This window comes from Crocosphaera sp. UHCC 0190, assembly GCF_034932065.1.
Classification (GTDB): domain Bacteria; phylum Cyanobacteriota; class Cyanobacteriia; order Cyanobacteriales; family Microcystaceae; genus UHCC-0190.
On record NZ_JAYGHP010000014.1, the window covers coordinates 22,684 to 36,490 of the forward strand.

Annotated in this window: 12 protein-coding genes; 9 read left to right on the forward strand and 3 right to left on the reverse strand. The window is 38.7% G+C overall.

Features of this window, described 5'->3' with window-relative positions; all coding sequences use genetic code 11:
- The first annotated feature begins 199 nt into the window (after positions 1–199).
- The 7 genes from VB715_RS17360 (at position 200) to VB715_RS17390 (ending at position 9,171) form a co-directional block, all read left to right on the forward strand.
- Positions 200–3,415, forward strand: coding sequence for an endonuclease (locus tag VB715_RS17360; RefSeq protein WP_323302480.1), 3,216 nt, complete (start codon positions 200–202; stop codon positions 3,413–3,415).
- A 94-nt stretch (positions 3,416–3,509) separates the two neighbouring features.
- The gene (locus tag VB715_RS17365; RefSeq protein ID WP_323302481.1) at positions 3,510–4,004 is read left to right on the forward strand and encodes a PEP-CTERM sorting domain-containing protein; all 495 of its coding nucleotides are present in this window, start codon (positions 3,510–3,512) and stop codon (positions 4,002–4,004) included.
- A 102-nt stretch (positions 4,005–4,106) separates the two neighbouring features.
- Positions 4,107–4,799 carry a photosystem II repair protein Psb32 gene (gene psb32 / locus VB715_RS17370; protein ID WP_323302482.1) on the forward strand — a complete coding sequence of 231 codons (693 nt, stop codon included), beginning with the start codon at positions 4,107–4,109 and terminating at the stop codon, positions 4,797–4,799.
- A gap of 127 nt (positions 4,800–4,926) precedes the next feature.
- Positions 4,927–6,243 (forward strand): ABC exporter membrane fusion protein, encoded by a 1,317-nt coding sequence (locus tag VB715_RS17375; RefSeq protein WP_323302483.1) that lies wholly within the window; start codon positions 4,927–4,929, stop codon positions 6,241–6,243.
- A gap of 5 nt (positions 6,244–6,248) precedes the next feature.
- Entirely contained in the window at positions 6,249–7,400 is a 1,152-nt protein-coding gene (gene devC, locus VB715_RS17380) for an ABC transporter permease DevC (RefSeq protein WP_323302484.1), read from the forward strand.
- 10 nt (positions 7,401–7,410) lie between these two features.
- Positions 7,411–8,109 (forward strand): DevA family ABC transporter ATP-binding protein, encoded by a 699-nt coding sequence (locus VB715_RS17385; protein ID WP_323302485.1) that lies wholly within the window; start codon positions 7,411–7,413, stop codon positions 8,107–8,109.
- 63 nt (positions 8,110–8,172) lie between these two features.
- Positions 8,173–9,171, forward strand: coding sequence for a TIGR00341 family protein (locus VB715_RS17390; RefSeq protein ID WP_323302486.1), 999 nt, complete (start codon positions 8,173–8,175; stop codon positions 9,169–9,171).
- Between the two features lie 70 nt (positions 9,172–9,241).
- On the opposite strand, the gene VB715_RS17395 is transcribed toward VB715_RS17390, so the two are convergent.
- The gene (locus VB715_RS17395; RefSeq protein WP_323302487.1) at positions 9,242–10,012 is read right to left on the reverse strand and encodes a nuclear transport factor 2 family protein; all 771 of its coding nucleotides are present in this window, start codon (positions 10,010–10,012) and stop codon (positions 9,242–9,244) included.
- Between the two features lie 74 nt (positions 10,013–10,086).
- On the opposite strand from VB715_RS17395, the gene murG reads away from it, so the two are divergent.
- A complete protein-coding gene (gene murG, locus VB715_RS17400; RefSeq protein ID WP_323302488.1) occupies positions 10,087–11,142 on the forward strand; it encodes an undecaprenyldiphospho-muramoylpentapeptide beta-N-acetylglucosaminyltransferase in 1,056 nt (351 codons plus the stop codon).
- A gap of 82 nt (positions 11,143–11,224) precedes the next feature.
- Here the strand turns inward: murG and VB715_RS17405 are convergent, their stop codons facing one another.
- Both VB715_RS17405 and VB715_RS17410 read right to left on the reverse strand, forming a co-directional pair.
- On the reverse strand, positions 11,225–12,139 hold the full coding sequence (locus VB715_RS17405) for a YihY/virulence factor BrkB family protein (protein ID WP_323302489.1): 915 nt from the start codon (positions 12,137–12,139) through the stop codon (positions 11,225–11,227).
- Between the two features lie 158 nt (positions 12,140–12,297).
- Positions 12,298–12,840 (reverse strand): pyridoxamine 5'-phosphate oxidase family protein, encoded by a 543-nt coding sequence (locus tag VB715_RS17410; protein WP_323302490.1) that lies wholly within the window; start codon positions 12,838–12,840, stop codon positions 12,298–12,300.
- Between the two features lie 87 nt (positions 12,841–12,927).
- Between VB715_RS17410 and VB715_RS17415 the strand changes: the two genes are divergently transcribed.
- The gene (locus VB715_RS17415; RefSeq protein WP_323302491.1) at positions 12,928–13,704 is read left to right on the forward strand and encodes an ABC transporter ATP-binding protein; all 777 of its coding nucleotides are present in this window, start codon (positions 12,928–12,930) and stop codon (positions 13,702–13,704) included.
- The last annotated feature ends 103 nt before the right edge of the window (positions 13,705–13,807 follow it).

Below are 13,807 nucleotides of genomic sequence, written 5' to 3' on the forward strand. Positions count from 1 at the left end.
TACTATTCATGAGCAAATAAGTTATACATTATTGCTAACATTTTTATGGAATTCATCGATTACAATGACTCTGGATTAGCTCTAAAAAACTAATAAGGATTGCCAGAAAACATCTTTGACAGGCAATTTAAACCTTTCATTTTCTTGTGTTTACCTTACCTTAACCTAATTCATTTTCAGAGAAAAAATCGAGGTTTTTATGCCAACTAATGTCTTTATCAACGAAATCCATTACGATAATATCGGCACTGATACGGGTGAAGCGATTGAAATAGCAGGACTAGGAGGACTAGATCTATTTGGATGGAGTTTAGTTCTTTATAATGGTGCAAATGGACTGGTATATAATACAATTTCCTTAACGGGTACGATTCCCAATCAAAATAATGGTTTCGGAACCGCTTCCTTTAGCTTTCCGACCAATGGGATTCAAAATGGTTCTCCTGATGGGATTGCTTTAGTCGATAATAATAATAATGTTGTACAATTCCTCAGTTATGAGGGGACATTTACCGCTTTAGATGGCCCTGCTATTGGCCTAACCAGTACAGATATTGGGGTAACTGAAACAAGTTCAACTCCCGTAGGTGAATCCTTACAACTAACAGGAACGGGAACCACCGCAGAAGATTTCACTTGGACTGTCTCTACAGATGATAGTTTTGGTACTGTCAACAGTGGTCAATCTTTCACTAACAATAGTAGCCCAACTATCAATATTAATGAAATTCGGATTGACCAACCCAGTACAGATAACGATGAATATTTTGAGTTAACCGGAACCCCAGGAACTTCTCTCAACGGATTCACTTATATTGTCATTGGTGATGGTACAGGAGGTAGCGGTGTTATTGAAGCAGTGGTTAACTTAGACGGAAGTTTTATCAATAGTAATGGGTTTTTTGTTGCTGCGGAAAATACCTTTACCCTGGGAACTGCTGATCTGATCACCTCCTTAAACTTTGAAAATAGTGATAACGTTACCCATTTATTAGTAGAAGGGTTTACCGGAACCAATGGTCAAGACTTAGACACCAACGATGATGGAGTTTTAGATATTACTCCTTGGACAACGGTACTTGATTCTGTCGCGTTACTTAACAGTGTTGGAAGTGGCGATCTCGTTTACAGTCAAACCACCATTGGCCCGGATGGTTCCTCTGTTCCTGGTCATGTGTTTCGCAGTCCTGATGGTACGGGAAACTTCCAGATTGGTAATTTTGATCCTAATGGGGGAGATGATACTCCTGGTGCAGAAAATGACGGAGGAGTAAACCCTCCCCCTAATACCATTACTCGTATTTACGATATCCAAGGTGAGGGTCATATTTCTAGTTTTAATGGTCAAACCGTCGTTACAACAGGAATTGTGACCGCAGTTGATACCAATGGTTTCTATCTCCAAGATGAGACTGGAGACGGGAATGTTAATACCTCAGACGGAATTTTTGTCTTTACCAGTTCCCTCCCTACTGTTGCGATAGGAGATGAATTAGAAGTTCAAGGAACCGTCAGTGAGTTTACCCCTGGTGGAACAAGTACGGGGAATCTTTCGGTCACTCAAATTGGTAATGCAACCATTACCACCCTTTCGACGGGAAATGCGTTACCTACTGCGACTATTATTGGGTCAAGTGGTCGTATTCCTCCCACCCAAATCATTGATAATGATAATTTTGCCACCTTTGACCCCCAACAGGACGGAATTGACTTCTACGAAACCTTAGAAGGAATGCTGGTAACGGTAGAAGATGCAATATCTGTTAGTCCTACGAATCGATTTTCTGAGATTTTCGTCACCCCCAACCAAGGAACTGCGGCCACAGGGTTGAACAGTAATGGGGGACTTACTCTTACTGATACCGATCCGAATATCACCCCAACCACCCTAACGGACATTGATTTTAACCCAGAACGCATTCAAATCGATGATTTACGCGATCCTGGTGTAATTCCCCCTGTTACCACTGGAACCCTCTTAGGAGACATTACAGGGGTCGTTAGCTACAATTTCGGTAACTATGAGGTCTTAGTTGATACATCCCTTAACCTCGTTGCAGGAACCGGAATTCAACAGGGAGAAACCACAACGGTTGTGGGGAGTTCCGATCGCCTAACCGTTGCGAGTTACAATCTCCTAAATCTTGATCCTAATGATGCAGATGGGGATACAGATGTTGCTGATGGTCGCTTTACTGCGATCGCCACTCAAATTGTTAATAATCTCCAAACCCCTGATATCATCGGGTTACAAGAGGTTCAAGATAATGATGGATCGGTTAATTCTAATATTACCTCTGCCAGTACCACCTTACAAATGCTGGTAGATGCGATCGCCGCAGCAGGGGGTCCACAATATCAGTTTATCGATAATCCTTTTATTGGGGATGATACGAACGGGGGACAACCAGGGGGTAACATTCGTACTGCCTATTTATATAACCCCAACCGTGTTAATTTTGTTCAAGGTTCTCTACAAACTACCACCGATCCTAACGATCAACAAACGAATTCTAACAACCCTTTCTTTGCCAGTCGTTTACCTCTTGCTGCTACCTTTAGCTTTAATGGGGAAAATGTCACCGTTGTTAATAATCATTTTTCCTCGCGGGGAGGTAGTGATCCTTTAGTTGGTACAAATCAACCGCCAACCATTGGGGGAGAACAAGACAGATTAAATCAAGCACAATCTGTTCAAGATTTTACCAATAACCTATTAACAAATGATCCTAATACTAATGTGGTGGTTTTAGGAGATTTGAATGGGTTTCAGTTTGAAACCTATCAAAAAGACGTTTTAGGGTCACAACTCACCAATTTAACCAATACCCTCGATCCGGTTGAAGCTTATACCTACATTTTTGAGGGGAATTCTCAAGCGTTAGATCACATTTTTGTCAGTGATAGTTTACTGAATAATGTACAGTATGATGCTGTTCATATTAACGCAGATTTTGTCGAAAATTCTCAACAAGCAAGCGATCATGATGGGGTAGTTGCAGGGTTATTTATTCCTACCCCAGAAAACATTATTAATGGGACGACAGGACAAGATATCTTAACGGGAACTAACGGTAATGATGTCATTACTGGATTCCAAAGTCGAGACAGGATTACAACAGGAAATGGTAGCGATCACCTTGTTTATAACAGTGTGGTTGATGGGGGTGATATTATTACTGACTTTTCTGTTGGTAATGATAAATTTGTCTTCACTCAACTGTTAGATAGTGTGGGATATAACGGGTCTAATCCTATCACAGATGGTTATGTTCGGTTCTTAGCACAAGGTAGTAATACCATGGTTCAATTTGATCCTGACGGGTTAAATGGATCAGGACTTTCTCGGTCTTTTATCTTAGTTCAAAATGTGTCGATTAGTGCTTTGAATGACGTTAATAACTTCGTGTTTTAACCTATCCGTAGTGGCAATTCATGAATTGCCACTACAAAAATACTTTAGGAATTCATTGTCCTTACAAAACCTTACTAATCTATCAGGAGATATCATGACTTACTCAGTTGCTAAATTTTACTTAACTGCTGTTGCGATCGCTGCTACTTCTTCTCTCATTCCGACTTCTTTTGTTCAAGCAGCAACCGTTAGTTACATCTTTACGGGAACCCTTGATTCTGGTTCATTAAATGGTGAAACTTATTCTGGTTCTTTGAGTTTTGATGATTTATCTCTTGATGTCATTGATTTTAATTTTAGTTTTTTAGGATCAACTTTTACCATTGCTGATGCTGATACAACTCCTAGGGTTTTATTTGATAATGGACAATTTTTAGGACTTGATTATGTTGTCAGTAATTTCAATCCTTCTTTCTCTTTTATTCCAGGATTTTTTAGTATTGATGAAGCCTATTTTGCTTATGATTCGGGTAATAGTGGTGCAGGATTTGGTAGTATCAATTATTATGCTGTTCCTGAACCTTTAACCATTTTAGGAAGCTTGACAGCCCTAGGATTTGGCGCATTTTTTAAGCGTAAATTATCTTAAAACCTGTAGGGTGGGCATTGCCCACCTTACTTTTAAAATTAGTGCAATCATCTTTTATAATGGTTTGAAATTCAGCTATTATCCCCATTCAAACAAACTACCATGAAACCCTTAAAATACCTGATCGGACTGATCTTGTCCTTGGCGATCGCCATTACCCTAGTTGTCCCCCCGGCAACCGCAACAGGAGTCTATGATCTCCCTGTGTTGAATGCAGGATCATCAATTTGGGTGGTAGATCAAGCGAATACGATTAGTTTATCTAATGAAAACGAATTAAGTAATCAGTTAAGCAAATTAGCAGAAAACACCGGAAATGAAGTTAGACTAATTGCTGTGCGTCGCTTAGACTATGACACCACGATCAAAAGCTTAGCGGATGATATTTTTGGCAAATGGTATCCCACCCCAGAAACACAAGCAAACCAGATCATCTTAGTAGTTGATACCTTCACTAATAATACTGCTCTACGTCAAGGAGAAGGGACTAAGGGCCTCTTAACGGATGATATTGCTACGAGTATTATTAAAGAAACCGTTGCCATTCCATTGCGAGATGGAGCAAAATATAATCAGGCATTTTTAGACGCAAGCGATCGCTTAGTTGCTGTCTTATCAGGTAATCCAGATCCCGGCCCCCCAGCGACTCAGGAAATTAACATCGAAAGCACTTTTACCAGTGCAGAAGACACCGACGACGCAAATGCGACTACTTGGGTGATTGTTTTATTAGTGTTAGCCACTGCCATTCCTATGGCCACCTATTTTTGGTATATCGGTCTTCCTGGAAGATAACTTAATTTTAATTCTGTAAGGGTTAACGGCCGTTAACCCTTACAACCATAATGACAGATTCAAAAAAAACGCTATAATCAAACCGTACAGTCTAGTATAACCTTGACAGGAATTTTGGTAAACACAGATGGGACAAGCAACAGAGTTGAAAAAATCCCTTTTCCCGAAACAGGGCAAACCTTGGATAATTGCCCTTTCTCTCCTAGGATTATGCTTAATTGGAACAACGGCCATTTATACCCTGAAAATCAGCCGTAATGAGTCCCCAGAGTCATCTGTTACCACAGAGGTTAACCCCCCCAAAAAACAAGCCATTTCAGCATTAGGAAGACTCGAACCCTACGGAGAAGTGATCAAACTCGCACCACCACCCACCCAAGGAGGGGCCAAAATTAAACAATTATTAGTCAAAGAAGGGGATAAGGTAAAAGTAGGAGAAACCATTGCCATTTTAGATACGATTAACCAAAAACAAGCCGCCTTCAATGCAGCAAAAGAACAGGTAAAAGTTGCCCAAGCAAACTTAAATATTATTCAAGCAGGGGCCAAAACTGGAGAAATTGAAGCCCAAGCAGCCACTATTAAACAATTAGAGGCTGAATTAAGTGGAAAAATGGCAACAAATCAAGCAACAATTGCTCAATTAGAAAGGGAATTAGAGGGAGAAAAACAACAGCAAAGAGCGACAATTGAACGCTTAGAAGCAGAATTAAAAGATGCTCAAAGGGACTATCAAAGATATGAAAATTTAGCCCAAGATGGGGTAATTTCTCAATCAGACTTAGATCAGCGTCAACTCAAATTAGAACAATCGGAAAAAAGTTTACTAGAAGGGCAAGAAAAGCTGAAGAAAACTGTCAATACTTTAACGGAACAAATTATTGCAGAAAAAGCCAGTTCTCGTCAAGATATTAATACTTTAACCCAAGAAATTTCCTCGGCGAAAGCAACCTTAAATCGTATTGCTGAAGTGCGTCCAGTTGATGTGCAAAAAGCCCAAGCAGAAGTGGATCAAGCGATGGCAAAATTACAAGAATCCAAAGCTGATTTAGACTTAGTTTATATTAAGTCTCCCCTCGCTGGACAAATCTTGAAAATCAATACTTATCCAGGGGAAAAAGCTGACGATACTAACGGCATTGTGGAACTAGGAAAAACCGAGCAAATGATGGTCATTGCCGAGGTATATGAAAGCGAAATTAATCAGGTTAAAATTGGGCAAAAAGCCCTCATAAAAAGTGATAATAATAGCTTTGCAGGGCAATTAGAAGGAACCGTTAATAATATAGGTTTACAAATTGGGAAAAAAGATGTTTTAGATACTGATCCTGCTGCTGATGTTGATGTCAGAGTAGTTGAAGTAAAAATCCTATTAACCCCAGAAGCAAGTCAAAAAGTTTCGGGATTAACTTATGCCAAAGTTATCACAGAAATTCAGTTATAATTATCATGAAAACACCCCTTTCTTGGTTACAATTAACCCATGAAAAAACCCGCTTATTAGTTGCCTTAGCGGGAATTGGATTTGCTGATGTTTTAATGTTTATGCAGTTAGGGTTTAGGGATGCTTTATTTAATAGTTCTGTGCGACTGCATGAAAGTTTACAAGGTGATATTTTTATCCTCAATTCTAAAACCGATAGTCTAACGGGAATTAGAAGTTTTTCCCAACGAAGATTATATGATGTTTTGGGTGTTGATAAAGTCCAAAATGTTACTCCAATATATATTGGTCTTTCACCTTGGAAAAATCCCATAGAAAGGAAAACTCGCACTGTTTTTGTTGTCGGCTTAAATCCTGATAAAAATGTTATTCAATTGCCAGGAATTACCGAAAATATATCCTTGACAAAACAACAGGATACGGTTTTATTTGATCGGCTTTCTCGGAAAGAGTTTGGCCCTATTCCTGAGTTATTTAATTCAGGAAAAACAGTCAAAGTTGAAGTAGGAAACAGACAGATAAAAGTGGGAGAACTCTTTGCTGTGGGGACTTCTTTTGGTGCTGATGGAACTATTGTCACCAGTGATATTAATTTTTTGCGCTTATTTCCTGAGCGAGAAAAGGGCTTAATTGATATTGGGGTAATTGAATTAAAACCGGATGGAAATATAGCAGAAGTATTACAGTTTTTGCGAACAAATTTTGCTAGTGAAGACATTACTTTTTATACAAAAAAAGAATTTATTCAACATGAGAAAAGTTACTGGAAAAATCGGACAGCAATTGGCTTTATTTTCACCCTAGGAACCATTATGGGTTTTGTGGTAGGGACAGTGATTGTTTATCAGATTTTGTATACAGATGTCGCCGATCATTTACCAGAATATGCCACCTTAAAAGCCATGGGATACACCGATTTTTATCTTTTAACGGTTGTATTTCAAGAAGCCATTATCTTAGGATTAGTTGGCTTTCTTCCCGGTTTATCTTTTTCGATGTTACTATATTATAATGCGGCTAAAGCCACCGGATTACCAATCATGATGGTAACATCTAGGGCGATTACAGTTTTAATTTTAACAATTATTATGTGTTGTGTCTCAGGAATGATTGCTGTGGGTAAATTACGGGCGGCTGATCCAGCAGATATCTTTTAAACTATAAATTATGAATAACAAACCTGTGATTGAGATTCAAAATTTAGATCATTATTTTGGAAAAGGAGAACTCAGAAAACAAATTCTTTTTCAGATTAATTTGACCCTGAAATCAGGAGATGTTGTCATTTTAAAAGGGCCATCAGGTTCAGGAAAAACCACCTTATTAACCTTAATGGGAGGCTTACGATCTGCCCAAACGGGAAGTCTTAAAGTCTTAGGACAAGAAATAGTAGGCGCGAAGAAAAATCAGTTAGTAAAAATTCGCCGTAATATTGGTTACATTTTCCAATCTCATAATCTTTTAGAATGCTTAACAGCGAGACAAAATGTCCAAATGTCCTTAGAATTACACCCCCAATATTCCAGGGCAGAAATTAAACAAAAATCCATCGAAATGTTACAAGCTGTAGGATTAAGCGATCGCCTTAACTATTATCCGCAAAATCTTTCAGGGGGACAAAAACAAAGAGTTGCGATCGCCCGCGCTTTAGTGAGTCATCCTCAGCTAGTATTAGCAGATGAACCGACGGCATCTCTTGATAGTAAATCCGGTCATGATGTGGTCAATATTATGCAAAAATTAGCCAAAGAACAGGGATGCACCATTTTAATTGTTACCCATGATAACCGCATTTTAGATGTAGCTGATCGGATAGTTGAATTGGAAGATGGCCACCTTAAGCAAACTGTATTAACCATGAATTAGACTGATGATTTTAATAACATTTAGAATAAGTTAAAGCTTATTCATTTAAACCCAAAAATATATATGAAAAGAAGCTGGGAAATCATTAAAAAAATGGGGTTAGGAGCAATTCCTATCCTGCAACTTAGAGAATCATTATTTCAAGAATCCCAATTAACCCAAAATTATTTAATTCTCAGTCTTGGTTCCTGTTTAATTGCTACTTTGGGATTAATTATTAATAGTGCAGCCGTGATTATTGGGGCGATGATTATTGCTCCATTAATGTTACCATTACGGGGTTTTTCCTTTGCTACCTTAGAAGGAGATATTGAGCTATTACGTCGTAGTTTTAATGCTATTTTTATCGGGACTTTTTTATCTATTGTTTGTTCTTGGATTGTTGGTTTAATTGTCTCTATTCCTGAGTTTGGCGGAGAAATTTTGTCGAGAACACAACCAACCTTAATTGACTTATTAATTGCGATTTTCGCGGGGGGAGTTAGTGGTTATGCGAAGATTCGTCCTTCTGTTGGAGATGCGATTCCTGGTACAGCAATCGCCGTTGCTTTAATGCCACCTCTTTGTGTTGTTGGCCTCGCGTTAGCTCAAGGAGAATGGCAAATTGCATCAGGGGCCGGCCTACTTTATTTAACTAATTTAATTGGCATTAATTTAGCCTGTGTTATTATCTATTTTTTAGGAGGATATGCCAAAAGTAATGAGTTAGCCAGAACCTTATCTTGGGGGGTTTCGCTAATTTTAATTATGCTGTTAGCCATCCCTTTAGGGATTAGTTTTTGGCAATTAATTAGTAAAGCAAAAATTCATGATTCCATTGAAGAAATTTTAGTCACACGCTCCCTAGTCAATCGGCGAGATGTTAAAGTTTTTAATGTGAGTATTAACTGGCGTAAACAGCCTCCTGTTGTGTTAGTTAAGGTGCGATCAGTTGATCCGATTGAACCCAATGAAGTCAAAATAGTAGAAACACGCTTAAAAAATGAATTAGAACATTCTTTTGAAGTGATTTTTGAAGTCACCCCAACTCAAATCATAAAAACATCAGATCAAGATAAATAAGGGAGGCAAAATGACATAACTTAATGGGGTTTTGCCTTTTTCCTACTGCTTGATCTGATCGATTATAATGTTAAGGAATAACACGAACCCGACGAGTAATTAAGACAATGCCATCACTGCGGACTAAAATAGCAGAAAGCCAACGATTTTGGGCTTTATCTTCCGCCGGAACTCGTTTAAATAGTCCCCCAGATTGTAATAATTCTAATTCCATTTTTGACGGTTCTAAATAGCGATCAGAATCAATTTTTTCAGCCATGGCCATACCCGCTAATAATTCATCGGTCAAAGGTTCATCTACAATGACATCAAAATCAAAAGCTTCCCCAAGTTTTACCGTTTCTGGTACGTTTACCATAACTTTTGGCGGATGTTCACCAGAGGTAAGTTTAGTTTCTTCTGAGAGAATTTCTTGACGAATCAGTTTGTCATCCTGAAAGGTTTGACGGGATTTAATTTTTGCCTCTAATTGAACCTTTCTCGCATTTTTTTCACTGGTTCCTGTAACCATTGTGACAGTTTCAACAACCCAACCTTTGCCATCTTTTTCCCAGGACAAAAGTTCAGTTTTATATTCCAAATTGGGATAATCTTTCCACAGCTTTTGTAACCCTTGGGAAAATTCGCCTAACATCAACCCATCAGCCGTGACATACTGATCGCTATACAAAGATTTTATCCGTTCCATGTCCTGTCGATTGGCCGCTGCATCAATTTGGGTGATGAGGGACTTTAATTCAATGGGGGCCTTGTCAGGACTCTCCGCACGGAGTGCGGAATGACCCCCTAAGCTCAATCCAAAACCGAGTACAATCGAGAGGAACCAACGTCGATACATCATCCGTCTACCTTGTTTGGGGTATCCTGGTTTACAATACAGGATTTCTGGCTTATTGTAACGAAAATTTTGTGCTTATGGTTCGTTTATTAATTGCTGCGAGTGGGACAGGGGGCCATGTATTTCCGGCCCTTGCTGTTGCAGAAAATTTACCGGATTACCAGATTGAATGGTTGGGGGTTCCTGACCGTCTGGAACAAACTTTAGTCGGCGATCGCTATCCCTTACATACTATCTCAGTCGAAGGCTTTCAAACTCGTTCTCCCCTTAAAAAGTTACAGATTGTTTTCGGGTTAATTGGGTCAATTTTTCAAGTCAGAAAGTTGATAAAACAGCAGCAAATTGACTTAGTATTTACCACAGGGGGATATATTGCTAGTCCTGCTATTTTAGCCGCCCGTTTAGCAGGAATTCCCGCAATTCTTCATGAATCTAATTTTATTCCTGGTAAGGTAACAAAGCTTTTAAGTCGTTTTTGTGACACGGTTGCTTTGGGGTTTGAAGGAACAGCAAAATATTTGCCCCAGACTCCGACAATTTGGGTTAGTACCCCTGTGCGATCGCAATTTTATACACCCCAACAACCTTTAGACTTAAATATCCCTGAAAATGCCCCTTTAATTGTGGTTGTAGGTGGTTCTCAAGGGGCCGTATCCGTCAATCAATTGGTGCGTCAATCTGTTCCTGCTTGGTTAGAATTGGGGGCTTATGTGGTACATTTAACGGGAAATAATGACCCTGATGTTGATAGTTTTACCCATGCTCAATACATTTCTTTGCCTTTTTATGAGAATATGGCGGGACTTTTACAACGGGCAAATTTGGCGGTAAGTCGTGCGGGTTCAGGGACATTAACTGAGTTAGCGATTACTCACACTCCTGCTATTTTAATTCCCTATCCTTTTGCAGCAGAAGATCATCAATCTTACAATGCTAAGGTGTTTGTTGAAGCAGGAGCAGCTTATGTTTATGCTCAGCAAGAATTAACTGCTGAAAAATTAACCGAATCGGTGTTAGATTTATTAAAAAACAAAGATAAGCTACAAGAAATGTCACAAAAATCTGAAAGTTTAGCAGTGATAGATAGCGCACAAAAATTAGCGAAATTAATTAAAAGCTATGGAGGAAGTTAGATTTTTCTAAATTTATCAACTATAGTTTAAATCTAGTTCTTATGATCGTGAAAATATGTCTTGATGGCAGACACTTTATTAGTTATTTATGACGACGACTGCCAAATAAATGAGTATAAACATAGGTGAATTCACACCCTAAAAAAAAGATTTGACAAATTATATAAATCCAAAATAATAATACCATAAACCCCCCAATTACCCCATAAGCTTGGAATTGTTCACCAATACGAATTACGCCACTTCCAACTAAACCCTGAAGCAAGGAAAATAAGCTAACAGTAATTAAAGCACCTAACCAAATATCGCCCCATTTGACTCTTGGAGAAGGCAGAGTCTTAAATAATACCATAACGACTAACGTTAAAAGCAAAAATGTAACGCCAACTTGTAAAGTATTCCAAAGTAATGCTTCATCTACTTTAAACCAGCTAACCATTTGTTCTACATCTTTGAGGAGTTTTAAAATTATTTTTAAAGCAATATTAGACAATAGGGAAATTAAGATTAAAGCGGTTGTACTTAGTACCAGTAAGAAAGCCACAATTTGATTTTTAATAAAGTCAATGACTTGCCAAATCCAACCATCACGAATAATTCTATTTTCATGAACTTTCCAAATTTTATCTACGGCTCGATTTAAGGCATTAAAAATACGACTTGCCGTAATAAATAAAATAGCAAAACCAATTAATCCCGCCCCTAAACTGCTCTCATTGAGGTGGACTAAGGTACTTTCTACTATTTTATACGCTTCCAGAGGTAAAGCCCCTTTAGCAAAGGTTAAAATCTGACTATAAGCACTGGTATAGGGGCCGAGAATTAACCCTGTAATACTGAGAATAACCAGTAAGATAGGGAAGAGGGAAAAGATAGCATAATAAGATAGTGCTGCTCCCATCTCTAAGCATTCGTCTCGTTGCCATTTGATGATAGTACGGGTAAATAATTGTACTATTTTGGATGAAAGTAGGCGAGTTTGCACAAATTCAATCACGATGAGTTATTGATCAAGAATGGTCATAAATAATTAAATTTTAATTGATTAATTGTTGATTAGCATTAAACGGTTAAATAAGTTTTAGTTACATTATTGAGTACATTTGATCGCCCAAAGATAGTCCCCTTCCTCTCCCCGATATTGGTGAAGAAGAATTAGCTTAATAACTTAGTTGGTAAACCATCAATACTCTGTTGATTTTTCTTTGCCCAATAATCATAAATTCCATTTTTTCCTTTTTTCTCCGCCCATTCCATTAATAATTCTCTGGTTTCTTGATATTCATAAATTGGTACACCAAACCCACAGGAAGTCTGCACAGAATTAAGGGTTAATAAGATAATTTGTCGTTGTCCATGAAAAGAAGAAAAATAACCCGAAAAATTGTCCCAGGCTTCATCTCTGGGACGAATAACTCGGCCATTACCATAGAGACGAAGAATTAAAGGTTTATCCGAAAAACTACAAAACATGATCGTCATGCGTCCATTTTCTTCGAGATGAGCAGAGGTTTCATTACCACTCCCTGTTAAGTCAAGATAACCCACAGTTTGCTCATCTAAACAGCGAAAAGTATCAATTCCTTTCGGAGATAAATTAATCCTTCCCTCCGTGGGTGCTGTCGCTGTAAAGAAGATTTTTTGTTCCTCAATAAACTGCATTAATTCCGGGGTTAAGTTAGGATAAAATTTAGACATTTTCTGCAAGATAATAGTGAATAGTTAACCAACAAAAATCAAGAATTTATGTTATCATAAAAAGACAACAAAGTCCTCAAGATCATCATGACTTCAGACAGTCTTTCCCTAACCCAAAACAGTCCCCAAACGAACAAACCCTCTCCCCTTTATCATCCCATTATTATTCGCCTCGAAAAAATCACAAAAGTCTATGGGAGTGGTAATACCATCGTGCAGGCCCTAGATAACATTAATCTAAGCATCGAAAAAGGGGAATACTGCACCATTATGGGGGCATCAGGCTCAGGAAAATCTACTTTGATGAATATTATTGGCTGTCTTGACCGCCCCACATCAGGAAGCTATTATTTAGATAATCTGGACGTATCTCGGTTGCCTGACTCGGAACTCGCCGCCATCCGTAACGGGAAAATTGGCTTTGTTTTTCAACAATTCCATCTCTTGTCCCAAATGACAGCCCTAGAAAACGTCATTTTGCCGATGATCTACGCGGGCATTCCTCCTCAACAACGCCGCGATCGCGCCCTAGAAGCCCTAGAAAAAGTGGGATTAGGGAATCGTATTAACAATAAGCCTAATCAACTCTCAGGGGGGCAACAACAACGGGTGGCTATTGCCCGCGCTATTGTTAACGATCCCATTTTACTCCTAGCCGATGAACCAACAGGGGCCCTAGACTCTCGCACAACTGACGAAATCTTAGAGATTTTTGAGGAACTCAATCAGCTAAACATTACCATTGTCGTCGTCACCCATGAAGCAGAAGTGGCTCGCCATTCTCAACGGGTGATCTGGTTTCGAGATGGCCAGGTAGTTCATGCCAATCTTAACCCCAATCAGCTACATTCCGTTACCCAGTAGGGGCGTTTTTTCCCCGCAAAAACCCATGATTCTCAGCAAGATCTTGGATTCTTGATTAAGAAATATTGCGAAGACAAGGGAAATCAGTCATAATAAAAAGTTA